General features: G+C 67.7%; 25 protein-coding genes and 1 pseudogene. 10 read left to right on the forward strand and 16 right to left on the reverse strand.

From position 1 onward, the window contains the following. The first annotated feature begins 166 nt into the window (after nt 1-166). Complete coding sequence (locus ACQUSR_RS33430) at nt 167-676, forward strand: hypothetical protein (RefSeq protein WP_431047106.1); 510 nt, start codon at nt 167-169, stop codon at nt 674-676. Further along, the gene (locus ACQUSR_RS33435; protein WP_431047107.1) at nt 673-3,462 is read left to right on the forward strand and encodes a hypothetical protein; all 2,790 of its coding nucleotides are present in this window, start codon (nt 673-675) and stop codon (nt 3,460-3,462) included. Before ACQUSR_RS33430 ends, ACQUSR_RS33435 begins: the two co-directional genes overlap by 4 nt. 61 nt (nt 3,463-3,523) lie before the next feature. Here the strand turns inward: ACQUSR_RS33435 and ACQUSR_RS33440 are convergent. Both ACQUSR_RS33440 and ACQUSR_RS33445 read right to left on the reverse strand, forming a co-directional pair. Next, nucleotides 3,524-3,782 (reverse strand): annotated as a pseudogene (locus ACQUSR_RS33440) (transcriptional regulator); the annotation flags it as partial. Nucleotides 3,783-4,255: 473 nt separating this feature from the next. Beyond that, nucleotides 4,256-4,405, reverse strand: coding sequence for a hypothetical protein (locus ACQUSR_RS33445; protein ID WP_431047109.1), 150 nt, complete (start codon nt 4,403-4,405; stop codon nt 4,256-4,258). A gap of 149 nt (nt 4,406-4,554) precedes the next feature. Here ACQUSR_RS33445 and ACQUSR_RS33450 point away from each other — a divergent pair, with 149 nt between their 5' ends. Both ACQUSR_RS33450 and ACQUSR_RS33455 read left to right on the forward strand, forming a co-directional pair. After that, complete coding sequence (locus ACQUSR_RS33450) at nt 4,555-4,707, forward strand: hypothetical protein (RefSeq protein WP_431047111.1); 153 nt, start codon at nt 4,555-4,557, stop codon at nt 4,705-4,707. A 3-nt stretch (nt 4,708-4,710) separates the two neighbouring features. Next, the gene (locus ACQUSR_RS33455; protein WP_431047113.1) at nt 4,711-5,208 is read left to right on the forward strand and encodes a hypothetical protein; all 498 of its coding nucleotides are present in this window, start codon (nt 4,711-4,713) and stop codon (nt 5,206-5,208) included. Between the two features lie 140 nt (nt 5,209-5,348). Here the strand turns inward: ACQUSR_RS33455 and ACQUSR_RS33460 are convergent, their stop codons facing one another. Both ACQUSR_RS33460 and ACQUSR_RS33465 read right to left on the reverse strand, forming a co-directional pair. Then, nucleotides 5,349-6,653 (reverse strand): hypothetical protein, encoded by a 1,305-nt coding sequence (locus ACQUSR_RS33460; RefSeq protein ID WP_431047115.1) that lies wholly within the window; start codon nt 6,651-6,653, stop codon nt 5,349-5,351. Between the two features lie 291 nt (nt 6,654-6,944). Then, complete coding sequence (locus ACQUSR_RS33465) at nt 6,945-7,712, reverse strand: transposase (RefSeq protein ID WP_431047117.1); 768 nt, start codon at nt 7,710-7,712, stop codon at nt 6,945-6,947. Nucleotides 7,713-8,003: 291 nt separating this feature from the next. On the opposite strand from ACQUSR_RS33465, the gene ACQUSR_RS33470 reads away from it, so the two are divergent. Next, nucleotides 8,004-8,471, forward strand: a complete 468-nt coding sequence (locus ACQUSR_RS33470; protein ID WP_179939559.1) for a hypothetical protein — start codon at nt 8,004-8,006, stop codon at nt 8,469-8,471. Nucleotides 8,472-8,528: 57 nt separating this feature from the next. Here ACQUSR_RS33470 and ACQUSR_RS33475 read toward each other — a convergent pair whose 3' ends face one another. Together ACQUSR_RS33475 and ACQUSR_RS33480 are read right to left on the reverse strand one after the other, a co-directional pair. After that, nucleotides 8,529-9,338 (reverse strand): transposase family protein, encoded by an 810-nt coding sequence (locus ACQUSR_RS33475; protein WP_431047119.1) that lies wholly within the window; start codon nt 9,336-9,338, stop codon nt 8,529-8,531. A 265-nt stretch (nt 9,339-9,603) separates the two neighbouring features. Next, nucleotides 9,604-10,428, reverse strand: coding sequence for a dienelactone hydrolase family protein (locus ACQUSR_RS33480; protein ID WP_431047121.1), 825 nt, complete (start codon nt 10,426-10,428; stop codon nt 9,604-9,606). A 100-nt stretch (nt 10,429-10,528) separates the two neighbouring features. Between ACQUSR_RS33480 and ACQUSR_RS33485 the strand changes: the two genes are divergently transcribed. From ACQUSR_RS33485 to ACQUSR_RS33495, 3 genes are all read left to right on the forward strand, one after another. Then, entirely contained in the window at nt 10,529-11,500 is a 972-nt protein-coding gene (locus ACQUSR_RS33485) for a GlxA family transcriptional regulator (RefSeq protein ID WP_431047123.1), read from the forward strand. A gap of 134 nt (nt 11,501-11,634) precedes the next feature. Further along, nucleotides 11,635-11,763, forward strand: a complete 129-nt coding sequence (locus ACQUSR_RS33490; protein ID WP_304460010.1) for a hypothetical protein — start codon at nt 11,635-11,637, stop codon at nt 11,761-11,763. Between the two features lie 445 nt (nt 11,764-12,208). Beyond that, entirely contained in the window at nt 12,209-13,897 is a 1,689-nt protein-coding gene (locus tag ACQUSR_RS33495) for a CAP domain-containing protein (RefSeq protein WP_431047992.1), read from the forward strand. Between the two features lie 402 nt (nt 13,898-14,299). Here ACQUSR_RS33495 and ACQUSR_RS33500 read toward each other — a convergent pair whose 3' ends face one another. From ACQUSR_RS33500 to ACQUSR_RS33520, 5 genes are all read right to left on the reverse strand, one after another. After that, nucleotides 14,300-14,875, reverse strand: coding sequence for a GNAT family N-acetyltransferase (locus ACQUSR_RS33500; protein WP_431047125.1), 576 nt, complete (start codon nt 14,873-14,875; stop codon nt 14,300-14,302). Next, nucleotides 14,872-15,504: a lasso peptide biosynthesis B2 protein gene (locus ACQUSR_RS33505; protein WP_431047127.1), complete on the reverse strand. Its 633-nt coding sequence runs from the start codon at nt 15,502-15,504 to the stop codon at nt 14,872-14,874. The genes ACQUSR_RS33500 and ACQUSR_RS33505 overlap by 4 nt, the downstream gene beginning before the upstream one ends. After that, a complete protein-coding gene (locus tag ACQUSR_RS33510) occupies nt 15,501-17,183 on the reverse strand; it encodes an albusnodin/ikarugamycin family macrolactam cyclase (RefSeq protein WP_431047129.1) in 1,683 nt (560 codons plus the stop codon). The genes ACQUSR_RS33505 and ACQUSR_RS33510 overlap by 4 nt, the downstream gene beginning before the upstream one ends. 76 nt (nt 17,184-17,259) lie before the next feature. Then, entirely contained in the window at nt 17,260-17,406 is a 147-nt protein-coding gene (locus tag ACQUSR_RS33515) for an albusnodin family lasso peptide (RefSeq protein WP_431047131.1), read from the reverse strand. Between the two features lie 178 nt (nt 17,407-17,584). Continuing rightward, nucleotides 17,585-18,742 (reverse strand): ATP-binding protein, encoded by a 1,158-nt coding sequence (locus tag ACQUSR_RS33520; protein WP_431047133.1) that lies wholly within the window; start codon nt 18,740-18,742, stop codon nt 17,585-17,587. Nucleotides 18,743-18,999: 257 nt separating this feature from the next. Between ACQUSR_RS33520 and ACQUSR_RS33525 the strand changes: the two genes are divergently transcribed. Beyond that, nucleotides 19,000-19,863 carry a helix-turn-helix domain-containing protein gene (locus ACQUSR_RS33525; RefSeq protein ID WP_431047135.1) on the forward strand — a complete coding sequence of 288 codons (864 nt, stop codon included), beginning with the start codon at nt 19,000-19,002 and terminating at the stop codon, nt 19,861-19,863. Further along, nucleotides 19,860-20,090 carry a DUF397 domain-containing protein gene (locus tag ACQUSR_RS33530; protein ID WP_431047137.1) on the forward strand — a complete coding sequence of 77 codons (231 nt, stop codon included), beginning with the start codon at nt 19,860-19,862 and terminating at the stop codon, nt 20,088-20,090. Before ACQUSR_RS33525 ends, ACQUSR_RS33530 begins: the two co-directional genes overlap by 4 nt. A gap of 315 nt (nt 20,091-20,405) precedes the next feature. Here the strand turns inward: ACQUSR_RS33530 and ACQUSR_RS33535 are convergent, their stop codons facing one another. The 5 genes from ACQUSR_RS33535 to ACQUSR_RS33555 all read right to left on the reverse strand — a co-directional run bounded on the left by ACQUSR_RS33535 (nt 20,406) and on the right by ACQUSR_RS33555 (nt 23,733). Beyond that, entirely contained in the window at nt 20,406-21,188 is a 783-nt protein-coding gene (locus ACQUSR_RS33535; protein ID WP_431047139.1) for an abortive infection system antitoxin AbiGi family protein, read from the reverse strand. Nucleotides 21,189-21,357: 169 nt separating this feature from the next. Beyond that, nucleotides 21,358-22,383 (reverse strand): S8 family serine peptidase, encoded by a 1,026-nt coding sequence (locus ACQUSR_RS33540; RefSeq protein WP_431047994.1) that lies wholly within the window; start codon nt 22,381-22,383, stop codon nt 21,358-21,360. Next, nucleotides 22,364-22,891 (reverse strand): hypothetical protein, encoded by a 528-nt coding sequence (locus tag ACQUSR_RS33545; RefSeq protein WP_431047141.1) that lies wholly within the window; start codon nt 22,889-22,891, stop codon nt 22,364-22,366. The genes ACQUSR_RS33540 and ACQUSR_RS33545 overlap by 20 nt, the downstream gene beginning before the upstream one ends. A gap of 24 nt (nt 22,892-22,915) precedes the next feature. After that, the gene (locus tag ACQUSR_RS33550) at nt 22,916-23,041 is read right to left on the reverse strand and encodes a hypothetical protein (RefSeq protein ID WP_431047143.1); all 126 of its coding nucleotides are present in this window, start codon (nt 23,039-23,041) and stop codon (nt 22,916-22,918) included. A gap of 152 nt (nt 23,042-23,193) precedes the next feature. Continuing rightward, nucleotides 23,194-23,733, reverse strand: a complete 540-nt coding sequence (locus tag ACQUSR_RS33555) for an SCP2 sterol-binding domain-containing protein (RefSeq protein ID WP_431047145.1) — start codon at nt 23,731-23,733, stop codon at nt 23,194-23,196. Between the last annotated feature and the right edge of the window lie 965 nt (nt 23,734-24,698).

The raw sequence follows: 24,698 nt of genomic DNA on the forward strand, positions 1-24,698 counted from the left end.
GCCGTCCTTCCGCCTGGCAGATATCCGTAGACGGGGCCGGGCGCAGGTCTGACCCTCGCCTCCTCCCTCCCGAACTGCTGCGTCGATCTTCTGTGCCCGAAGCAAGGCGGTGCGTACGCTTACCCAGCGAGCGGCGATCGGATCGTCTGGTATTAAGGAGGCCGTCGTGTCGGACCCTTTGTCCTTACTCGCCATGACCGGAGCCAGTGCCATCGTCTCCGCCATGGCGACCACCGCATGGGACGCCACCCGCAGCCGAACCGCGGCGCTGTTCCGGAGACGGAGCGGCGGAGAGAACGGGGATAACGGGCAGAACGGGGCGGTGATCCCCGACCTCGACGTCATCGACGCCGAGTTGGACGCCAGCGCCGCACTGGTCCGTGCTGCCGTGCGACCGGAGATCGCCCGGCAGGAGCAAGAACGGCGCTGGCAGCGAGACCTGGAACGCCTGTTGCGTGCCGCCCCGGACGCCGCCGAGGACCTGCGCGTGCTGACCGTCGAGGTGCGCGAACGGGTCCGGGAGGCTCGTCCGGTCTGGAACCAGAGCGTCACGGCCAGTGACGGCGGCTCGGCGTACGGAGCGTTGGGGCCGGGGAGCAGCGTCCACATCTACCACCATGCTCCACCGCCTCCTCCTGCGGCACAGCCGCCGGACCGTGGGGAGGCGGAGGCGTGAACCAGTCGGTACACGCCGAGAGCGGCTTCGCCTACGGGGTGATGGGCGCGGACATCCATGTGTTCGGTGACGGCGTTCCGGTGTACCTGTTGCAGCGCTGGCAACCCCCGGTCTTGCCGGACGACGGGTTCCTGCTGGACGTGCCGAGCCGGATGCTGAACGCGCGTTTCCGGGTGGTGGAGTTCACCGGACGCGCCGCTGAACTGTCGTCGTTACGGGGGTGGCGCGACGACGGCAGTGCCCTCGCCGTGCGGTGGTTGTGCGCACCGGGCGGACAGGGCAAGACCCGCCTCGCCGACCGTTTCGCGCAGGAGTCGCTGGCCGAGGGCTGGCAGGTCGTCACCGCCACCCATGGGCCGGGAAGCGTGCTCCCCCCTCCAGGCAGTCAGGACCTCCGTGACCAGAGCGACGCCGGGGTGCTGCTGATCGTCGACTATGCCGACCGCTGGCCGCTGACCCATCTGTTGTGGCTGTTCAGCAACGCGCTTCTGCATCGCGACAACGGACGCGGCGCCCGGGTGCTGCTGCTCGCCCGTGGCGACGACCTCTGGCCCAGCGTGCGCGCCGCTGTGGTGAACCAGCAAGCCAGGACCTCGCTGCAACGCCTTGCGCCGCTGTCCGACGAGGTCGGCGGCGACGGTGCCTCCGCATCCCCGCGGGCCGAGATGTTCGCCGTGGCTCTGGGCAGCTTCGCCGCCCGGTACGGTGTCTCTCCTGACGGCATCGCGGCACCGGCCCTGCTCGGTGACGCCGACTTCGGTCTGACCCTGGCTGTGCACATGGCGGCCCTGGTCGCCGTCGATGCCGATGCCCACGGCTTGCGAGCGCCCGCCGATCTCGTCGGCTTGTCCAGTTACCTGCTGGACCGGGAACACCTGCACTGGGCACGGCTATACGGCGACCCCGGCCATGAGATCGCCCCGTCCACGCCGGTGTTCCGCACCCCGCCCGCGCTCATGAACCGCGCTGTCTTCACCGCGGCGCTCACCGGGCCGGTGACACCGGAGGAGGGGCGGGTGGCCGTCAGCGATCTCGCGTCCCGGCTGCCGGCCGAGCGGATCCTCGCGGATCACGCGGTGTGCTATCCGTCGGCCGACCCGGACCGCAGCACCGTCCTGGAACCGCTGTTTCCGGACCGACTCGCCGAGGACTTCCTGGCCTTGACGCTTCCAGGGCACCGGGCGGACTACCCGGCACAGGAATGGGCCGGCCTCACCGTCAGCGCCATGCTCAGCGGCACCGACGTGGTGAGTGACGCGGTCGCCGGAAGCTGGATGCCGCGCGCTGTCGTCTTTCTGGCCGCTGCCGCCCAGCGGTGGCCCCATGTCGGCCCCCTCCATCTGTTTCCGCTGCTCAGCACCGCCCCGCAGCTCGCCGTAATCGGGGGCAGCGCCGCGCTGGCCACGCTGGCCGCCCTGGACGACGTCAGCCCGGAGCTCCTCGAATCCGTCGCCATGTTCTTCCCGCCGTTCAACCGGCGCAGCCCCGACCTGGATCCCGGAATTGCAGCCGTGAGCGCCCGGCTGCTCCCGCACCGGCTGGCGCGCGCCAGGAACCCTAATGACCGGGCTGCGGAACGGCACGAGCACGGCGTCCGGCTTCACCATGCCGGCCGGTTGGAGGAGGCCCTGGCCGAATCCGAGGCGGTCCTGGCACAGTTCCGGGCGATCGCACTCGAAGATGTGCCGAATCCCGCTCTCGTCCCCATGGTCGAAGGCAACCTGGCGTTCGCGCTGAAGGCCTACGCCGACCGGCTGGGGGAGGTCGGGCGACGGGAGGAGGCGCTGGCCGCGACGGAGGAAGCCGTCGCCGTGCAGCGGAGGCTGGCCGCGTACGACGAGCAGTACCGGCCCGACCTGGCAAGTGGTCTGCTCGGTCTCGGACGGGATCTGTCGTACGCGCAGCGCTGGGACGACGCGACGGCGGTGATGGAGGAGTCCGTGACCCTGTACCGCCGACTGGCCGCGTCCGAACCCGGCAAGCACGAGTCGAACCTCTCCGCCGCGCTGGCGGCCCTCGGCGTGTGCCACCTGCGTACGGACCGGCCGGAGGCGGCGGTGTCGCTGGGGCGGGAGAGCGTGGACCTGCGGCGTCGCCTCCACGCGAGGGACCCGTCCGCCCACGCCATGTCGCTGGCTAACGCCCTGTACCACCTCGCCGCCGCTCTCGAACGCGTCGGGAACTCTGACAGTGTCCCGCTGGCCTACGAGGCGGTCGAGCTGTACCGGGAGCTCGCCCGGGTCAATCCCTCCGCCTACGACCGCGAGTTGGCGGACGGGCTGAACGGACTCGCCGTACGGCTGCTCGTGGCACAGCGTCCGGAGGAGAGCCTGACCGCGGCCTACGAGAGCGTCGCGATCCTGCGCCGGGTAAGCGCGCGTGAGGCGATCGCCGAACAGCACACGCTGGCGGAGGCGCTGGGCGTGCTCATCGGAGCGCTGATGGTCGCGGGCCGGTACGCGGAGGCCGCCGAGGCGGCGGACGAGTGCGTGGTGGTGTGCCGTCGGATGGCCGAGAAGGACCCCCTGGCCGTCGCACGGCTCGTGGGCGCGCTGCTGATCGCCGCAGAAGTCCGCACAGCGTTGGACGAGCCCCGGCTCGACGATGCCAAGACGCTGTTCGATGAGGCGACGGAGATCATGGAGCTGTACGCCGTCTCGCCGATGGGCGGTACGGCCCTGCATCACAGGGTCGCTTCCCGGCTGGTGGAACTGCTCACCGCGGAACACCGCCCGGAGTCGGCCGAACAGCTCCGCCGCACCCTGCGGGGGCCGGCGGACGGCTGACCCCGGACGGATGGGCGCATGCGGTGCCGGTCTGACCTTCACAGCGGCGGTTGAGCCGGGGCCCGGGCTCAGGGCGGTGGTTGCCGAGGCCGGTGCGGCAGGCGTCCAGGGCCGCCTCGATCCCGCCCCGTGCGGCGCAGCAGGTCGCCGAGGAGGCGGCACAGATCGGCCAGGTCACCGGCGGCGCCCCCGCCTTCCAGGAGGCTGAGCGCACGTACGTAATGGTCCTCGGCGGCCTCGGCGGCCTCGGCGGCCTCGGCGGCCTCGGCGGCCTCGGCGTGCCGGGCGTCCTCGGCGCCGACCGGGTCACCTCCACCGACTTCGCGGACAACGCCGCCTCCCGCCATGTCTCCGAGAGTTCGGCCATGAGTCCAATGGCGACAGCGACTCGCCGTCGACCAGCACCTCGTCGAAGCCGACGAGGCCGTCCTTACCGCCGAACGCTGGCACCGACAGACCCAGCGGCCCACCCTGGTCGAAGGCTTAGACGAGTGCTGGCACATGTTCGGCGTGCCCGGCGCACCGGAGCCCGTCGACGTCGTACTGCACGTGTAGCCCACCGGACTGGCTGCGACGCCCCTACCGACATCCTGGCCGGACACACCTCTTGGAGAGAGTCATCAATCCGATCACCGTACTGCCCACGCTATTGGGAGAGTTCCAATACCCGACTCCACCGTTACACCGCCCCGGCGGGTCACAGGGAACGCTGCTCGCGGAGGTCGAACAGGCCCAGGAAGAACACCACCTGGAGCTGACCTCGCAGGCGTTCGCCGACTACCGAGCCGGCAAGCTACCGGCCGGGCCTGGCGCCCGTGACCTGATCAAGGCGTTCGAGCACATCGACGACGTCCTGAAAGAGCATGATCCCGGCACCGCGGCGGTCCTGGACAACGAGCGTCGCCTGGAGATGCTGCTGCGGCAGCAGTCCAAGAGCCTGCATGTGCAGACTGCGAACTACTGCTGGTTCCGCGATCCGTCGAAAGCCCTGTGCCTGAAGCTCGCCGGAACCCCGAACGCGACCAAACCCTTGGCGGGCATGTGCGATTCGGCCCGCTGCCCGCAGGCCACCCACCCCCCTGCCATCTACCCGTGTGGCAGAGCACAGCAGATTCCACCCAGGTCTTCCTGGACAACCCTCGCTTCCCCAAAGCCGAGAAGGCCCGGCTGCGGCCCGAGCTGGAACGGGCCCAGCAGATCGTCGAACAGATCAGCACCGCAGCCAGCGGACACGGACAGGAGTAGACGTTGCCCCGCATCAGCGAAGACACCAAGGCCCGCAACGAGGCAGCGATCCGGGCGGCGATGGACCGCCTGCTCGCCGGCGAGCTGCCGCCCGGCGGCAAGTGCGACATCAAGACCTTGGCCGCCGAAGCCGGAGTGAGTCGCACCGCGTTCTACCCCAAGAAGAACCGCGACGGCAGCGCACGCCCGGGCCCCTACCAGCACCTGGCTGAGGAGTTCGAACGGCGCCTCACAGCCTTGCAGGAAGCCGGGCAGATCGTGGACCCGCGGAATGCCCAGATCGAACGCCTCAAGACTCAGGTGGCTGAACTACAGACACGGATCATCAAACGGGACGCGGACCTCGCCGAGCTCACCGCGTTCAAGACCCTGGCGATCTCACGGCTCGCCGCTCAGCACGATGAGATCCAGCGCCTGCGGAGCCAGGCCACCGCCGTCGACAACGTCCGCCGCCTTCCGGCCGCCCGCAACGACGCCGCCCCCTCCGGGTCGTGCAGCTGACCAACACGATTCGAACCAACGGCCCACGCGTCTGCGTACACGCGAACGTGGCTCCGGCAAGATTTTCGTAGCCATAACCCGAACCCCCGCCTGGACGGGCAGGCCCGCCCCAGCCAGTCATAGACCACACCTGAGCGGGCCTATTGGCGAGGAGGACGGTCGGCGGAGTCGATGGCGTCGATCTCCGTGAGGGCGCCCCGCCATGCTTCGCGCCATGCCGCCCGGCAGAGATCATCGACCATAGCCGCGTCGACGCCCTCATCCGTGTCCAAGGGCCACAACGGCGTATCGCCGACCGCAAGGCAGACTCGGGCGAGCAGGCTGCGCCGGACGAGGTCCCGCAACCGTTCCACGGCGTGCGCGATCGCCTCTCCGTCAAGCAGGTCGCCGGGAACGGTCGAGATCTTCCGGACCTCCTTGAGGAGATCCTTTCTCTTCATGCCACCGCCATGGACGAGCTTGGACCGGAGCCCGTAGATCACGCCCACGTCTTTGAAGATCTTGTCCGCGGGATCAAGGTCAGTAGACAGCAGCGTCGCCGCGCGCGTTTTCAACCGCAGCGTGACGTCGTCCTTCTCCTTTCCGGACAGCGCCGCCTCGAAGGCGGTCGCCAGGCCAACGATCTGCTCGGACCAGACGTGGGCGTGGAAGGACAGAACGAACTTCTGCAACGCCATGCCATACGAGGTGAATGCCATGTCCGCTCGCGCCTGCTCTGCAGCGGCGAGGAGCCGCCCGAGGCCGTCAACACGGCTGACATCATCCGAGCCGAGGGTGATCACTCGGGCAGCCAGCTGCGTCGGGGACGCGAACCCGGGCCCCGCGCCCCGGAAACGGACCACGATGGGCTTGAACTCTCGGACTGGGCGGGTTTCCCCCTGAACCTCCCACATCGACTCACTGGTGCCCGGCTTCAACAGCCGCACCAGCAGCAGGAACCGCTCGATCCGCTGCGACAGCGGCTCGCGCAGGTCAAACGGCTGCGAACTGCTGTCTCGCGCGACGATGACGCTCTCCGGTGGTGCGAAGTCGTCAGGCCGGATTCGACCACTGGCGCTCACCGCCCCAGGAATCACCGCCGAAATGACCCGGTGCAGCTCCCTACTGTGTCCAACCGCTTCCGAGATGACCGGCTCCACCCAGACGTCGGTGAACTCGAGTGGCTCGCCGTCCGCAGTGGTCATGTGGGAAACCACCCGGCAGCACGCCACCTCGAAGGTGTCCGCCTGGACCGCCTGGACCAGGTCGTGCAGCGACTGCTCGGCGGCCGGCCCGTCAGGGGAGAACTCCTCGCGCGCACCGGTCAGCTGGGCGATGAACGTCTCGAGGAAGCTGAAGATCAACCCACCAGGGAACTCGCGCTCACCCAATGGTCGGTCGGCGTCGAACCGAGGATGAGCAGCAGCAATCGCATCCTCAAGCGCCCGGTACTCGGCCAGCACCATGACGGAGTCCCCGAAGTAATCTCGCCCGACCTCTATGTACGGGTGAAAGGCTGGCGGAGGAACCACCCGCTCGTCCCGAAGCCGAGGCCATGCCACAGCTAGGAATGCCCGCCCCGCGTCTTTCAGACGGCTCTCGATGTCATTCACTCACCCAGCATGGTCGACCGCTCAGCTACCTGAAAGTGGGGCGCCGCTGATCCAATTCTGTGTCACTTCGGTCGTCTAAGGCTTGTCCCGTAACTGATCTTGGACCTGGTGATGGCAAGGTCGGCTGCGGTGCCGCCCGTTGGCCTATCCGGCGAGGGCGAGGTTGTGCAGTCGGGCGATGCCAAGCATCGCGTGATGGACGCCATCGCCCTTGAGACGGCAGTCGCGCAGGATCTTCCAGCCCTTCATGCGGGCGAACGTGTGCTCAACGCGGGCGCGGACCTGCTTGTGCGACCGGTTGTGCTCTTCCTTCCAGAGCGGGAGTTCTTCGCCCTTGCGGCGGCGGTGTGGAATGGCCAGTCCGGTGCCCTGATAGCCGCCATCGGCGATGGTCATTGTCTTGCCGACGGCGGCCTTGGCGCCGGACTCCTCCCAGCCACGGGAGTCGTGCCGGTTGCCTGGCAGGGGCCGGCCGACCACCACGACCAGGCGGGTGTCGGCGTCGATGACCACCTGATGGGCCGTTGAATAGCGGTAGTTCTTCGATTGCTCGGCAATCGTGTGGTCGCGGGTGGGCACGAGAGTCCCGTCCACGATGAGCACGGCGTCCTTGCGGAACCGCCTCCTCGGCTGAAACGCGAGCAGGGGCCCGAGGCGGTCAATGATGCGATCCGCAGCCGACTTGGAGATTCCGAACAGCGGGGCCAGCTGGCGCATTGTCAAGTTCGTGCGCCAGTACGCCACGACCAGTAGGACGCGATCTTCCAACGGAAGCCCCCATGGCCGCCCCCGCCGCAACGTCATGGCACTCTCACGCCGGACCGCGGTGACCAACTTGCCGAAGCAGCGCGGGCTCAGCCCAGTGAACGGGCCTATCCAGGACGGCTCGGACGCCGTGATCACACAAGTCACGCCGAGATCATTTCACCAGCGCGTTGCCGCTTCTTTCATCCAGGCTCACGCCATCCGGCAAGACGACGGTGCCACCAGAGGTCAGTGAGGTTTTCTCAATGGTGATCACTTCCAGATTGCGTTGAGGTCCAGAGCGGGGCGGGGTCTCTCGCCGTTACGGCTGGGTCTGATGGTGACGCGCTGCAGGGCTCGCCAGGATTGCTTGAGCTCCGCGGCGGTGCGCTCGCGCAGGGCGCGGAGGCTGCGTATGAGGCCTTTGACGATGCCGGTGCCCACGCAGAAAATGGCGTCGTGACTGATCTCTACGCGGTACGGGTGCTAGCCGTCGATCCACCGCGCCGCCGCATACAACTGCGGGTAACTGCCATCAACCCGGACGTATGGCACGCTCCGCTGCCCGACGATGCGAGCTTCTTCCTCAGTGACCTGGAAGACGATGAGGCCATACTGGACCTTCTTGTTGACGAGGACGACGGGGTGGATGACGACTTCGTCGAGAGTGTGGAGCGGACTGCGACGCGCAACTACCCCTTCACGGCGGAGGCCGAGAAACGGGTGTTTGAAAGCGGCAGAGGATTTCCCTGGGAGGATGAAGGGTCGTTCAACGAGATGTCCCCCGAATCCGCCGCGGCCCTGGTCCGCTGCGAGGAGATACGCGTAGGGGCCGATTACGACGTGGTGGTCACCGACTCCCGGGTGATCGAGCATCTGGAAGCCGGCGACTGGTGGCGCACCACCGCTTACCCCGGTGCAGACTGACGCGGTGAAGCCGACGGGCAGCATAGGCGTCAGGCAGTGACGTTTTCCCAGTGGTGATCATTTCCAGATCGCGTTGAGTGCGAGGGCGGCGCGGGCGATGTCCCCGATCCGGCTGGGGCTGATGGTGACGCGCTGCAGGGCTCGCCAGCGCTGTTTGAGTTCGGCGGCTGCGCGTTCTCCGAGTGCTCGGATGCCTCTGATCAGGTTGTTCGTGGTTCGTGTGTCGGCGTGCAGGGCTTGTTCCGACTGGCCTTTCGGACGGCGGATTGGGACGAGGATGCCGATGCCGGCGCCGATGTAGCCCTTGTCGGCGAGGGTGGGCAGACCGTCAGCCGCCGCCTTGTAGAGGGCGGGGAATGCGTGGAGGCGGGCGGCGGTGATGTCGGGGGTGGATCCGGGTTCGGTGTCGGAGACCCATAGCGGGGTGCCGTCAGGGGCGGCCAGGAACTGTACATTGCCGCCGAACGTCTTGTGCTTCTGGCTGAACCAGAGGTCGTTGCCGTTCTCGCGGAGACCGGCGACGCGGTCGGAGGCGATCAGCGTGCCATCGAGGATCACGTGGGTCATGCCCTCGCCTCGGCAGCGGCCGAGAACCTCGTGCAGGTCCGGCGCCTGGCCAGCGAGGACGTCGATGCCTTCGTGGAGGTAGCGGTAGCCGGTTGCCTGGGAGATGCCAGCGTCGCGGGCGAGGCAGTGCACGCAGCTGCGTTCGCGGAACCAGCGCAGGACCAGCACTGCTTGGCGGTACGGGCCCAAGGCGCGTGAGTTCCTCGGAGTCCCGATCCGGCGGCGATGGGCGGCCAGCAGACGGGCGAGGTATTCCACGACGTGGCGGGGGACGTCGAGCGTAGCAACATAGGTGACCAACGTGGGCCTCTGGCTTTTCGCAGCGGACGATCTTGTGGGGAGAACCGTCCTACCAGGGGTCCAACGCCTGCCTGCAGCCGGGGCTTCCCCGACCCCGCCCGCCCAACTCATGTTGTCCACAGGTCTGTTGGTCACTTCACTGAGAAAACGTCAGTGCGCCACCGCCGACAGTCGGCGAACTAAGTGGCTTGGCATGTACGCACCCTTGCATCTTCGGGGATGCGGACCGCAGTACCAAATCGGTCATACATGACAGAACCAGGGGTCAATCATTTGGCTTCAAGCGCTCCCCGAGGAACGCCAGGATGTCGTCCCTGGCCTCGACCGTGGGATGCCCGGCCTCGTCGACCAGGTGGGCGGTGACCACACTGTGGGGCGTCTCGACCATGTCGCGGAAGAAGGGCGGCGGGTCGGTGCGGGCCGAACTGTCCGACAGGACACGGCCGTCGAAGGCGTCGCCGAGGAGCGCCCGGTAGGCGGCGAAGCGTTGGCCGGTGCACCAGCGGTCGCCCTCGAAGCGGTAGGCGAGGACCGTCAGACCGTCGCGCGTGACGCGGTCCCGTACGGCGCGGGCGTCCTCGTCGCCGAGCTCGAGTCCGGCGGGGTCGTCCAGCGGCAGCGACGGGTGGTTGACCACGGGTGCGACGACGGACGGTTCGATCGCCATGGTGAGGGCGAAGTTGCCGGTGAAGCACAGGCCGATCGTGCCGACTCCCGGACCGCCGCAGGCGGCATGGGCCTGGCGGGCCAGACCGCGCAGCCAGGCCGTGACGGGGCTGGTGCCGCCGCCGGCGAAGGCACGGAACTCGGCGCTGACGCAGGCGCGGCGGACCACTTCCCTGCCGCGCTCGGCCGTGGGGTACGCGCCGTCGGTCCCGAACAGCGAGGGGACGTGGACGGTGAAGCCCGCGTCCCGTATCCACCGTGCGAGGCGCAGTACGTCGGGGCTGATGCCGGGCATCTCCGGCATCAGCACGACGGCGGGGCCGGAGCCCGCGACGTACACCGTCTTCACCACCCCGTCCACCTCCACGAGTCGGCGGGAGAAGTCCGTGAGCGCGTCGTCGAGACGTCCGTCGGCTGCAGTCATGGAGACAGCGTGGACTGCCGCCCGCACGCCGGGGCAGAGGCCGTATCGCCATGGGTGAAGGTAATCTCGCCATCAGTCGACCGGGCTTGAGGAGGCGGATGTGAGCGCGCTGCGGATCGCGGTCCTGGCCTATCCGGGCTGCTTCGCGTCCGAGGTGTTCGGCGTGCCCGATCTGCTGACGATGGCCACGCACGTGGCGGGGCCGGACCGGGCCGGCTACGAGGTGACGGTGGTCTCGCCCCGGCGTCGTGTCGCCGCATCGGGCGGCGCGGCACTGGCCGTCTCGCCGCTGCGCGAGGCCGACGTCCTGGTGGTGCCGGGCTTCGAGCTGCTGCCGGGCCTGGACCTGGACGCGAGGCTCGCGCAGCTCGCCGCGGAGATCGCGGCGATCCGCGCGCACGCCGCCGAGGGCCGGGCCGTGGTCTCCCTGTGCGTCGGCGCGTTCCTGCTCGCAGAGGCCGGGCTGCTCGACGGTCGCCGGGCCACCACGTCCTGGCTGTTCGCGGACGAACTGGCCCGGCGCTGTCCGGACGCCGAAGTGCGGCCCGAGCGGCTGGCCGTCACCGATCAGGGGGTGACGACGACGGCGGCCTTCAGCGCGATGTACGACTTCGCTCTGGAGCTGATCCGCCGGCACAGCGGTGCCGGCGTGGCGCGGACCACCGCGCGGGTGGCGCTCGTCGACGACGCGCGCACGTCGCAGACTCCGTACGTCGACGCGAGGCTGCTGCCGCGGCCCGGACACGAGTTCTCCCACCGGGTGATGCGCCACCTCGATCAGCACCTCACCGCCCGCTACGACCTCGCCGCGCTGTCGGACACCTTCCATGTCAGCACCCGCACGCTGCTGCGGCGCTTCGCGGACGAGACCGGCCTCAGTCCGCTCGAGTACCTGCAGTCCTCGCGCGTCCGTCGCGCCCGCCACCTCCTGGAGTCCACGGACCGGACCGTCGCCGGCGTCTCTGCCGCGGTCGGCTACCGGGACCCGGCGACCTTCGCCGCGCTCTTCGCCCGGCACACCGGGCGCCGCCCGAGTCACTACCGGGCCGCCTTCCGGCGCGGCGCCGGGTGACGGCGACCGGTCAGGAGCGACCCGTCAGGAATCGAGAAGCGGCGGCCGCCGGGTCCGTGCCTAGCCTGATTTTCAGGGGCACGACGACCCCGATGCCCCCGACACCCTCGACGTTCACGACCTCAGGAGTGACCATGACCAGATCGTCCACCCAGGGAATCAAGACCGTGCTGCACCCCGTCGCCGATCTGGCGAAGGCCAAGGAGGTGTACGCCGCCCTGCTCGGCGTCGCCCGCCTGCACAACCTCAACCTCTCCAGATAGGCCAACCGTCACACAGCGGCCGACTCCCACTCATCTGGAGATCATTGCGGGACAATCCTTAGGCCCAATGCCAGTGACTTAGCGAGCCGTCCGAGCCTCTGACGTGCGGAAACACCGTCGGTTAGGGCTTCCGGCAGCCGTTAAGTCACTCGCATGGCGCCTAGGCCGCTTCTTTCGGCCCGACCCCCGGATGGGGATGGCAGCGAGATAGGAGTTGGCCTTCGCCGCCGTTCGGCCGCACTTGGGCAAGCTTGTGAGCCTGGCATCCGCGGGCCAGCCGTCTATCGGCCGTGTGCAGCAGCCTGCCATGGCCTGGGAGATCTGTCCCCGCCACCGGATGGAGCAACCAACCCGTTCTGTACGAGCGCAGTTGCTTTCGAACGCGTCATATTGGCCGTACCGCCGCACATGCGATGGCGACAATGTTCGATCCCTGGAGTCTTCGATGCCATGCGTTTACGCCGACACGCCGGTTGCCCAACTGTCTCAGGCCGCTGCGGAGTCGGCTGTGCTGTGCCTAATCAACGAACAACGCGCAGTGGTTGGTTCGCCGCCTTTGAGTCTCAATCCGAAGCTGCGGGCTGAGGCGCTTCAGCATGCCAAGGATTCCGCGAGACTCAAGTGGTGGCCACCGGGAGGCGGACCCGTGGTCCACCAAAATCCCGAGAGAGGTTCAGAGCAAGTTCGAATCAAGGCCGCGGGATACTGTTCTGTGAATGCAAACCCGCCCAGAAACGAGAACTGCAGAAATGACATCTACAAGGGAAACTACGTCAATAAGATCACACCCCGACATGCAGTCGCGGAGTGGATGAAGAGTCATCCTCACCGGATGACCCTACTCAATCCTGAGTATAACGAGACGGGTGTTGCAGTCATCCCGGGCGTCCCCGAGGCCAACCCGATCCTCAAGGACCAGAATGGTAACCCACTCTTTGACGCCGATGGAAATCCTGTTCCACCGGATGGTGGCTTCATTTTCGTGCAGACATTCGGGCATTGCCGTCAACTAGAGCTCGTGAAATTGGGCCAGGCGTGGGCCTGGGGCAATAACAAGTGGGGGGAGCTGGGAGATGGCAGCACTAATGCCAGGCACACCCCGGTACCTGTGGTGAAGTCCCCCCGAGGGCCAGCCTTTGACGAGGTAGCAGCCATCTCCGCTGGCAGCTCGCACAGCTTGGCGGTTAAGACTGATGGAACTGTTTGGGCCTGGGGCGACAACAACGATGGAGAGCTGGGAGACGGAACCACTACCGATAGACTCACGCCACATCAGGTGCCGGGCCTCAGTGGAGTAGTCGACGTCGCCGCTGGTTGGAACCACAGTCTGGCGCTGACCGCTGACAGCCTGGTGTGGGCCTGGGGTGCCAACGATGAGGTACAACTGGGCGTGGGCGACACACTGGGCAGGCCGACGCCAGTATTGGTATTGGGTTACCACGATACAATCGCGCCGGTCATTGCCATCGCCGCCGGCAGCTACCACAATTTGGTGCTAGACCAGCAGGGCTATATGTACGCTTGGGGCCCCAACACATCCGGGCAGGTGGGCGACCCGGACTATTTCAGCATCTGGCCGTATAGCTACAAGGCTCCACGCCCAGTCCAGGTAGACGTTCCCGATGTGGTTGCTATCGCCGCTGGAGGTTGCCACAGCCTGGCACTCACGAGTTATGGCTGGGTGGCTGCTTGGGGCGGCAACGCATACGGGGAACTGGGGACCGGCGACACTACACTCCGATCCGAGCCGGTACCGGTGCCGGGCCTCAAGGACGTGGTGGCCATCGCAGCCGGGGGCGGCCACAGCCTGGCGCTCAAAAACGACGGCAGCGTGTGGGCCTGGGGCGACAACAAGTGGGGACAGCTGGGGGATGGCACCACCGTCGACCAGCTCAAGCCAAAACGGGTGCCGGGCCTCGTCACGGTGACCGCCATCGCCGCTGGCGCCTTCCACAGCCTGGCGCTCACCAATGGCGGCGACGTGTGGGCCTGGGGCAACAACGCATTCGGACAGCTGGGGGATGGCACCACCGTCGACCAGCTCAAGCCAAAACAGATGCTCGGCCTCAGGAAGGTGGCCGCCATCGCGGGCGGACACACCCATACTCTCGGCATCGCTCCGCCGCAGATCTGAATGGACGCATCGCAGGCAGTCCGCCGGGGCCGCGTCCGGGGGTGGTTCTGGGTCGGCTGAGAGCTCCTACCGGCTTAGCCTCAATGCCAGTGACTTAACGGCTGCTGGAAGCCCTAACCGACGATGTTTCCGCACGTCAGAGGCTCGGACGGCTCGCTAGGTCACTGGCCTTGCGTCGAGGCCCGTATTTCGCGGGTCGTTGATTCGTATGGTGTGACCGGCCGTAGCGACGGATTCGAACATGCGTCTCGATGTGGACCGATCAGACCCCGGATGGCGTCGTGCCAGCTGTGCCTGTCACCGCGTCGGTCGGTGGGCATAACGATGTCCACGTACCCGCCGCACCAGGACCCGCCTCGGACGTATTCCTTGCAGCCCACCCCCGGTGTGCGTCTGCGCTGGTCAGGGGGTGTCGGTGGCTTGGGTTGCGCGGATGGCCGAGGGGCCGGGGAAGTCGGCGGGGAGGGCGTCCATGAGGAGTTCGTCGACGGGCTGGCCGAGCCAGTAGCCGGACTGCCTCAGCCGTCCGGAGGGCTTGAAGCCGGCCTTCTCGTACGCGGTGATGCCGGCTTGGTTGGGTTCGAGGACCTTGAGCCAGATCATGCGGAGGGCGCCGAGGTGGAAGCCCCAGTCGAGGGTGAGGCGGGCGGCTTCGGCCGCGTAGCCCTTCCCGCGGGCTTCGGGTGCGAGGACCATGACGAACTCGGCGGTGCGGACGAACTGGTTGACGGTCAGCACGGTCATGCCGATCGGCGTCATGTCCTCTACGCGTACGACCTCGAACTGTGGGTAGTTGTGGTTGCCGCGCTGGCGTTCCCATCCGGCCACGCGGACTTCCCAGGATTGGGGGAACTGGTTGCCGTAGCCGAGGATTGTGCCGGGGTCGTTCTCCCATTTGTGGTACTCGGCGAGCATCTCGTGACGTGGCTGGCCTAGGGCGAGCTGGTCGCCGGGTAGAAGGATGTGCGGGCTGCTCATGTTGTGGTCCCTTCCGGCCCCTGCTGGTTGGCAGGACTGGGGCCGTCTGGCGTGTAGGTCGGGGTGTAGAGGGCGGTGTCGGCCGGTTCTTCGACGGGGTGTCCTGCTGAGTCGGCGATCCAGGCGTGCAGCCGTACCGGGTCGGTGGCGACGCCGTGGCGCCACTCGGCTCGCCGTCCGGCCAGGGCGAGGAGGACGGCCGCAGCGGTGGACTGCTCCAGGCAGGCCCAGCTGGCGGGGATGACCGCGGCTGCCCGGCGCATGGCCCGCACCGCGTACACCGCCTGCTGGTCGTTGGCTGCTGGGAGGGCTCGGCCTGCGCAGGCGAGCCGCACCATGCGGGCGAAGCGGCCTCGCTGGGGGCCGATCAGCATGACCGCGGCGGTCAACGCCACGGCTGGCACGGCCCCAATCCGCCACCGCAGCGGGACCGGGTCGGGGGTGGGGAGAACGGCGGAGACTTCGAACGTTCCCCAGGAGATGGCCGGGCCGTCATGCCGCACTACGCTACCGGCCCCGGCGGGGGCCGAGCCGGGTGTCAGGGGCCGCAACTGGGTGCTTCCCGTGCGGTAGTCGATCGTGACCTCCGCGTTCGCAGTGGTCACCGACACCGTGTTCGCACTGTTCACGCCGCTGCCTCCTTCTGCGGGCCCCACGCGACAGCTGGTGCCTCCTCGATGGCTTCGAGCCACATCTCGGCGCCGATCGCTGTCAGCAGCTGGGGCCAGATCGTGTCCGCCCCCAGGGCCACACCGTGCACCGCGGCCCGCAGAGGTGTCGGGTCGACCAGGCCCATCGCCGCTAGGCGGGCGTCGGTCAGGGACAAGACGCGGTCCAGGTTGGTCCGCAGCCCGTGGTGGAAGTCGGCGGCGAACACACCTTTGGTGACCCGCGCGCGGTGGACCTTCGGCAGCAGGTGCCCGGCGGCGTCGACCAGCATGGGCTTGTAGCGGCTCACCGAGAACCGCTTCCACGAGGGCACGGAAACGACCGCGTCCAGCAGGGCACCGTCGAAGTACGGGTTGTGCAGCTCGATGCCGAGCGAGTCAGCGGCCTGGACATCGCCGTTGGCGAGACGGGCGGCTCCACAGACGTCGGCCACGAGCACGGCGTCCGCGTCCCGGCCCGGCTCGCTGACGGCCTCGACCGCCGCCGCGGTGACCCACGGCGGCCTGGCGAGCCAGGGGCGGGCCAGGCCGGCGGCATCCCCGCGCAGGGCGGACTTCCAGACCGGCCAGGGGCTGATCTTCCGTAAGCGGGCCCATGCCTGGGCGTCCGCGGCGACCCGCAGCAGACGCCCGCGGCGGGCGAGATCGGCAATGTGGGTGGGGGGTGCCAGGAACAGGTTGTCGCCGCCGTCCCCGGTCAGATGGCATACGGACCCGGCCTCCAGGGCGGTCCGCAGCTGTGCGGAGAGCATCGCCCACACGATCGCGGACGGTGCGGGCTCGTCCGTCGCCGGGAGCCGGTCCGGGGCCGGGGTGAAGGGGAGGTGTTCGGCCCGCAGCGGGAACAGGACCCGGCGAAGGCCGGGCGTGTTCAGCTCGCGGGCGTAGGCCATGTCTCCGCCCTCGGTGATGTCCTCGGGGTGCACGGTGATGCCCGTGAGGGGCCCGTGCTGGGCGGCGATCACCGTGACGGTGGTGGAGTCCATCCCGGCCAGGTCGGTCGAAGCCTGTGCCGTCTGCACCCGGGCCCGTACCCCTTCGGTCAGTGCCCGGTACACCAGCGGCAGGGCGTCCTCATACGGCCGGGATGTGGGTGTCCACCAGGACGAGGCGGTCGCCGAACCGTCGGCGTCCAGGGTCAGCCGGTGTCCTGGCGGGACGGGCACGACATCGGCCCAGGCACTGCGGTCTGCCCGCGGGGCTTGGCGGTCCAGCAGGTACGAGGCCAGCCACTGCGGGTCCAGCCGACTGCCGGCAAGGCCCGCCAGGGCCCGCGAGCTTGACCCCCATACGATGCCGCCGGGCGCCTTGACCTTGTAGATGGGGCAGGCGGAGGCGGCGTCGGTGACCACCTCGATCGCCCCGGCCGCATTGAGCCGTACGGCGGTGTACGAACCGGCCCAGGCGCCAGCCACGGCCGCGAAGTCGCGGGCGGTCAAGGCCGCTGCGAAGTCGTCCTCGCCGACCGAGCAGGAACCGAACACGGCGAGCCGCACGCCGAGCCCGTCTCGGGTGTGCACCAGCCTCTGACGCCACGGCCCCACGGTCCACAGCGGCGGATCGCTCCACAGCATCCGGGCGCCGTGCGGGACGACCGCCCGACCACCGGGTGCACATCCACCGAACCAACGCATCCCCATACCACTCTTCTCCTCATCACTCCTGTTCAGACAGCGAGGCGGCGGCCCCCCTTTCGGAGGCCGCCGCCGTTGTGCGTCAGCTGTACGGCGTCTGCTTGGACTCGACGCTCTGACTGCTGCTGCCCTTGGTCAGGGCGGCTGCGTCGCCCAGCTCGATCACCGCGGGCGGTGCGAGGTGTTCCTCACGCTTCCGTCCGATGGTTTCGTCACTGTGGAGTTCCATGTGCGTTCCCTCCTCTCTGCCAACTCGATGGAGTGGAACCGTCCTCGCACGGTGCGGCCGCAGGTTCGTCCGCACGAGGGACTGCCTCCTCGCGGCACCGTCGCGGCCGGTGCGGCGAGGATGGTGCCGGGGTCCGAGTGGTGCTGCCGGGCCCCGCATCCGCCGTCATACCCGGGCATCAGGCGGACGTTGATGCCGGACCTGACGCCGATCCACGGTGGGTAGCCGACCGGCCGGGTTCGCCGGGCGGGCGCCCACCGGCGGCAGGGCCGGGGTCTGTGTGGGTGGGTCGGGCTCCGGCCGGAACGGTGCCGGGCGGGGGTGTACCGTGCAGCAGCGTCTCCAGCGGGACCTTGCGTGTCGGGTCGGCCAGGGAACGGACAGCCGTCTCCAGCCGATCGGGGTCGAGCCCCAGATGCTGGACGGCGGCTCCGGCCAGATGCTGGGCGAGCCGGGTCTGCAGGTATGCCTCGTGGCGGTGTTCGGCGACCGCGATCACCAGATCTACCGGGGTGGGGATGGCCTTGCGCCGCGTGGTCTGCCGCGGTGGAACACCGTGCGTCGTCCACAGCACGAGCTCTTGCTTGGCGGTGTCGAACACGATGCTGAACGGCAGCTGTTGCGGAAGCGGCTCGGGCACTTCTTCTCCTGGGGTAAGTCCAGTGGCGGCGGATCTGCTGGTCAGCGCGTGTCGAGTCCTGGGGCGGCCCCGCCGCGGACTTGCGGCTGGGCGGGGCCGCCGACGGCGCCGCAGGGAGGGGACGGCGCCCACCGCACACCCCGTGTCGGGGGTGCGGCTCGGCGGGCAGCGGCGCCACGGGGGAACATGCCGCTGCCGGCCGACGTGCTGGTAGGGGCAACAGGACGGTGACGGTCTTGCCAAGCCCGTCACTGTCCAGGGGGGTGTGACCCGTCCGCCCGCTTCGGCGGCAAGGGCTTCGACCAGCCGCAGCCCCCACCCGCCGCTGCCGTCCAGGTGCGGGACCTCCACCGTCTGAGGAAGCTGCGGATCCCGGTCATGCACGGCCACCGACAGCTCACCGCCGCCCAGGGCGAGGGCCACGTCCGCCGTCGGCGACGCATCGGCAGCGTGCTGCACGGAGTTGGTGACCAGCTCGCTCACCGCGATCAAGGCGGTGTCAACCACGGCCAACCCGCGCGGCAGCCCCCACATCGCCAGATGGGCGGCGACCTCGCAGCGGGCGACGGGCACGGACGCCTCAACGGCATCGACCGTGAAGGACAGATGCCGGTCGCTCACCACGGCGGCAGCTATCGGACGCGCTTCGACCCCGTCCGTCCACCGCTCGCGCGTCTGGTCTGGCACCGCTCGCATCGCCAGGGGCTCCTTCCGTTCGGACGGCATCCGCAACGCACCTGGCCACAAACGATCAGCAACGAGGGCACTACGGATCGTGAAGCATCCCCAGAATGAAGGAACGAACTTCTCCCACGCAAGTGCGTCAGGGAATTGGCATATTCACTTTCAACGAGCCAAACGGATGCGAACACTTGGGCGGAAGCGGGCGGGGGGCGCCTTGCGGCAGACTTGCGTACAGCAACACCGTCCGTGCGTTGTTGTGAGGAGGGGCGATGAGTCCTGCGAACGGTCCAACCGTCCGCAAGCGTCAGCTCGGTGCCGAGCTGCGACGGCTGCGGGAGAAGGCCGGTAAGCGGATCGAGGACGTGGCCGAGCACCTGGAGTGCTCCATGTCCAAGGTCAGCCGGGTGGAGACGGGGCAGGCCCCGATCAAGGCTCGGGACGTGAGGGATCTGCTGGCCTGGTACGGCGTGGACGACACGGCTCAAGTGGAGGCGGTCATGCAGATCCACAAGGACGCCCAGCAGCAGGGCTGGTGGGCCCAGTTCGACGACGTGCTGCCCTCGGGCATGAGCACGTACGCGGGACTGGAGTCCGACGCGGTGACGCTCCGCTCCTTCGAGCCGTTCGTCATTCCCGGGCTTCTGCAGACCGAGCCGTACATCCGGGCGCTCATGGCCTCGGGCAACCCGATGGACCAGACCGACATCGAGCAGCTGGTGAAGTTCCGCCTGCGTCGACAGCAGATGCTGGAGAAGGCATCCGGCCCGCTGGAGCTGTGGGCGGTCGTTGAGGAGACGGTGCTGCGGCGACCGGTCGGTGGCAAGGAGGTGATGCGGGAGCAACTGGACCACCTCGTCGCCATGGCCGACCTGCCGAACGTGACCATCCAGGTCATGCCGCTGGCCAAGGGAGCACACGCGGCGATGGTGGGGGCGTTCACGCTGCTGGAGTTCGGTCCGATGACACCCACGGTCATCTACGTCGAATCCGCGGCCGGGAACATCTATCTGGAGAAGGAACGCGACGTCCGCAGATTCACCCAGAGCTTCGACCTGCTGCGGGCGGCAGCACCCGACCCACAGGAAACGACAGCGTTGCTGAAGGGCATCGCAAGGGAGATGCAAGAGACATGAGCAACCAGACCGGGCGCGCGACGCCCCAGGTCGACCTGAACGGTGCGGTGTGGCGCAAGAGCACCCGCAGTGCGCAGAACGGAGCGTGCGTGGAGGTCGCCTTCGTAGAAGGCGCCGTAGCCATGCGCGACTCGAAGAATCCGGGCGGCTCCGTGCTGCTGTTCTGGCCGGATGAGTGGGACGCCTTCCTCGACGGTGCCCAGGGCGGGGAGTTCAACCGTCCCTGACTCCGGGAGAACTCCACTGTCCGCTGGCTGCATACCAGCTTTGGAGCGCAGCTTAGGCCGGTCCGAACGAACCCCAGTCGCCCGGACCGGCCACCAAGTCTCACCCATTCCCGACCCTGTGTCCCGGCAACCCCGAGGGCATCTCGGTCCCTCCTGGCCCGCGCGAACTCGGCCCAGGCCCGGTCCGACCTGTCGAGAGCGACCGGATGCCTCAGCGGAACAGCATCTCAGCAGCGTCATGGCACGCTCTTGCCATGACGCAGATGCCACGCTGGGATCGACCGTGGCGACATCGAGGCCCGAAACTCGACTTGATCACCTTGGAAATGGACCGAGATCCGCCGCTGCGACATTAGCCAGAGTAGCGATCATGCGCTCGAGTCCCCAGTTGGCGTCGACGAACGCGGGCATCTTCGACTCATAGCTGGGATCTGTGCTCAGACAGGCCTTCAGGTTCTGATGATCGCCTTCGGGAGCGAATGCGGCGACGATATCATCGGCCTTGAACGAAAAATGTCCGACGTAACGCCATTCGCGTTCCCACCAGAACTCCTTGCGGCCGCCGGTGGTTCGCCCCATCTGTTCAATGAATGGGGTGAGGCGAAGGATGTCAGCTGCCGCCAGCGTCGGAGGATCCGGATCCGCATCCTCTGAGGCTGCGGCTGATTCCTTTGCTCGCTGGACCAGCCGATTGATGGGCTGGGTAAGCCAGTCTCGGCCTCCCGGAACACCGTGGCCAGGCGTGATGTCGAGATACCAGACGGGGTTGACGCCAAATCGTCGCGCGAAGGTCTTGGTGAAGGCCAGACCGTAGCCTTCGAACTGGAACTCGCGGTTCTCGATGGGTGTGCACATCATCCAGGCATGTTCGAGCGGCGTCTCAGTGAAGCACACCACTTTCTGCGTCTCAGCCACGTCGGGGAACTCCTTGGAGAGCTCCCCCGCCATCCCGTATACGTTTCGCGCCTCCAGCCGTTTCGATAGGAGGATGCTCTGCAGGTTGCCCGAAGCCGAATCCGGTGGTGTGGCTCGGGTGAAGTGAACGACGAATGTCGACAGGTCGGTCCGCCGGTGCAGGAGGTTCTCGATGGCTTCCATGGTCCCAATCTCGCGCTTTCAGTGGCTGGTGACATCCGGCGATGCGTCGACGGACCACCGGTTACTGCCTGCCCGACCGCTCGCGCTGGGAAGCACATCGAAATCGCCGCCCGGCTGCCCGAGGGCAGCAGGCGGTCGCGCCGGTACTGCTCGGCGGCCTGCCGCTTGCTCAGGCCAGAGCTGGGATCGAGGGGACGTAGCCCGCCACAAACTGCGCCAGCCGGACAGCTCGATACGCATTGATCAGGCCGCTCCCGAGTTGGCCGGTGAATCCTGGGTTGAGCGCGTCGAGATCATCGCAGCTGTCCTCGATGATCATCCGCACTTGAAAATTGGTTAGACCGAGCGCCACGGACCAGACGAGCCCGCCCAGCCCAGCAACGTGTGGTGCCGCCATCGACGTGCCATCAGCGAACCCGTACCGGTCATCCGGGAGACTGGAGTAGATGTTGACGCCGGGGGCAGACACGTCGATGGTGCTGCCATAATTGGAGAAGGTGGCCTTGACCCCGTCCTGGTCGATCGCCGCGACCGAGATCACTCGAGGGTAGACGCCTGGGTACAGCGGCGTAACGTCCGTGCTCGTATTGTCGTTACCGCCGGCGAAGACCACGACGACATTGCGGCTCACAACGTTGGTAATCGCACTGCGAATGGCGGCGTTGTCGCCGCTCGTGCGCCAGCTACAGTTGATTACGAACCGAAGAGTAGGCATAGCCGCTGCCCGCTGAGCCACGTAGTTGATGGCGTCTGCCTTGTCCTGGTAGCGGTCTGCCCTCCCGTTGATGCGCAGCGGCATGATCCGGCAGCGGGGCGCTACACCGATGACTCCGACCGTGTTATCCGCCGCGGCGGCGGTCCCAGCAACGTGTGTGCCGTGCCCGCGTACGTCGTCCGGCACGCGGTCCTCGGGGTCGGCGAAGTTCCAGTCTTCATTGTTCCTCGGCAGGAGGTTGCCGCTCAGGTCCGGGTGGTCGAGATCCGCACCGCTGTCGATCACGGCTATGACGACGCGGGGATCACCAAGGCCCATGTCCCATGCCTCAGGTGCCTTGATATCGATGCTGGCCGTGCCGGAGGCGCCGTTCGCCTCCTGGCCGGTGTTGTGCATCCCCCACAGCAGCGGGAAATCCGGGTCGTTCGGCGTGTAGGCCAATAGGTCATCAAAGCCCGCCTCACTCGGTTCGGCGAACATCACCTCGGGCAGTGCGGCGAAACGACGGATAGTGCCGAACAGGCAGGCCCGCGCCCTCGGGGACTGCCAAGGTGTAGTAGCCAGGTGTGCGCTGCCGGACGACTACCTCACTGCCCAACCCGCGGATGATCTCCTCCGCGCGCGCCGAGTCGACGTCCTCGCGAAACTGCACGGTCAACTCGTCCGGAAGGAAATACCGGGACAGGCCCTCAGGGTCGACCATCACCGGCAGGGCATTCGCCACCTCGGGCAAGCTCCGTACGGCTGTCACGTCGGCTGCCGGGCGGACATATATTGCGGCGAAGCCCAGGCGTGGGTTCGCGCCGCGGCTGACCGACCGAACCGGAGCCGCCTGCACAAGCCGCGACAGCACGTCGTTGTCGGCTGCCTGGCTGAGGGTCACTGTCATCTCGTCAGCCTTTGGCCGGAACCACATGCGCCGATCGCTCAGCTTGTCGACATACCAGTGGTCCGCCTCCTCGGCGACCCTGGCTCGCCTGATGCTCATCGCACCTCCCCGCAGCCGCGGCCCTCAGGTCGAGTCGAGCTGGACGCCGAGGACCAGAGCGGAGTCCTCTGGGGACCCGATGGTGACAGGAAGACCGTCCGCCATCGCTTGCCGCAGCAGGGACACCCAGTCGCTCTGGATGATCCGCACGTGAACAGCGGGATCTGCGGGTGTCGCGACACCGCTCCACCAGAGGATGAACGTCTCCTGGTTGCTTGTACCTGGCTCTACGACTGTGGTGAAACCGTAGTCATCGCCGACCTGGACGCAGCTCACGGTGCCTTTGGTGCTTGGCATTGGCCTCATCTCCCCTCGGAACCGTTGGCCGCCGCACGATGCAGTCGCCGCACGACGCGCCAGGCGACGTTCACATCGCCGCGCACTCGCATCCGACCCAGCCCGAACGCCTCCAGAGGTGACATGCGCGCCTCCGCCAAAGCGGCCCAGGTCCCGTCGTCGACGATGACCTCGACGTCGGCCCGCGTGCCAACGTCGCCGGTGACGCGGTTGCCTTCCGGCCCGGCCTCGATGCACCAGCAGTTCTCCCCGCCGTCGTCCACGACGCGGAAGCGCAGGCGCACCGCGTCCGTCTGCTCGCCGAGAAGCCCGCTGAACCGCCGAAAAGTCCTCTCGACGCCCTCCTTACCGCCCGCAGCACCGGGCTCGGTAAGCCTCGGCAGCGGTTCGGCGAAGTCGCCGAGGAACGGGACCTGCCGGATCCGTTCGAGGGCTGCCGCCGTCGTGGCGTCGGGGTCACGGAGGTTTATCGCATCCTCCCGTTCGCTACCAGCGTGCCGGTCGATTACGCGTTCAATGCTTCCATCCCGCAGTCCGTAGAGCATCCCGAGCCAGCGCGAATCTCGTCCTGCCACAGGATCTGCTGGCCAGACCAGGACACCGTTCCGTGGGCGGAGCACTGCCTACTCCGCGCCTGCTCGGGCCTTGCCGACCCCAGGACATCACCCTCGGTGGTCGGCGCGATCTGGAAGACTGGGCGGCCTGGGGATCACCCTTCCCCGACATCCTGCGGAATGCGCTCCGGGGGATCGGGACAGCGTGACCTTCGTCATTCGTAGGTTGGTGAAAGAGACACGATGGATCACATGGGCACAACGCGTACCGGCGGCCGAGTCCCCGCGTAAAGCGACACACATGGTGTGGGACACGGTGAGTGCCGCGACACCGGCGGTGACGACACCCTCATGGGAGATCTCGCACACGGCTGAGGCTGGGAAAGCCACACGTACATGAGCTCGTGGCCCACCAGGCAGGTGCGACGGAACCACCTGCCTGGCTAGCGTGCCCCACGTGCCTGCATCAACAACCAGCGGCCTGACGTGTGGGTATCTTTCAGAAACCCCAGATAACCCCGACCCCTGACGACCTACCGGCGGGTCAGTCGCCTCCTGGGGTCCAAGCCCGGCCTCATCACCCGCCCAACGGTTTTGCCAAGAACCCGCGGTTTCATCCCTGAGAATGACGACTCGGACCCTCGGGTTCGTGCTGAAGAACTTCCAGTTTCCGCGAACTCGCGGGGATCACGGCCCTGTTCTCGCATGGCCAGGGCGAGCGGACAAGTAGGCCCGTGTGACGCTGAGGGCTGGGGTCGTCGTGAGGGTTGGCAGCGCAGTGGATAGCGGTAGCAGTGGCTGCGGTGTGTCGGCTTGTCGGACTTTCACATCTTGACGCTCTGTCAGGGACTACTTTCCGTGGTGAACGCGGGTGATGAGGCCAGCTCACCGCCGTGCTGGGATAGCTCGGACAAGACCAGCTCGGCGCCGACCTCGAAGCGGGAACGGGGCTGCGC

This window comes from Streptomyces sp. P1-3, assembly GCF_050613155.1.
Lineage (GTDB): Bacteria > Actinomycetota > Actinomycetes > Streptomycetales > Streptomycetaceae > Streptomyces.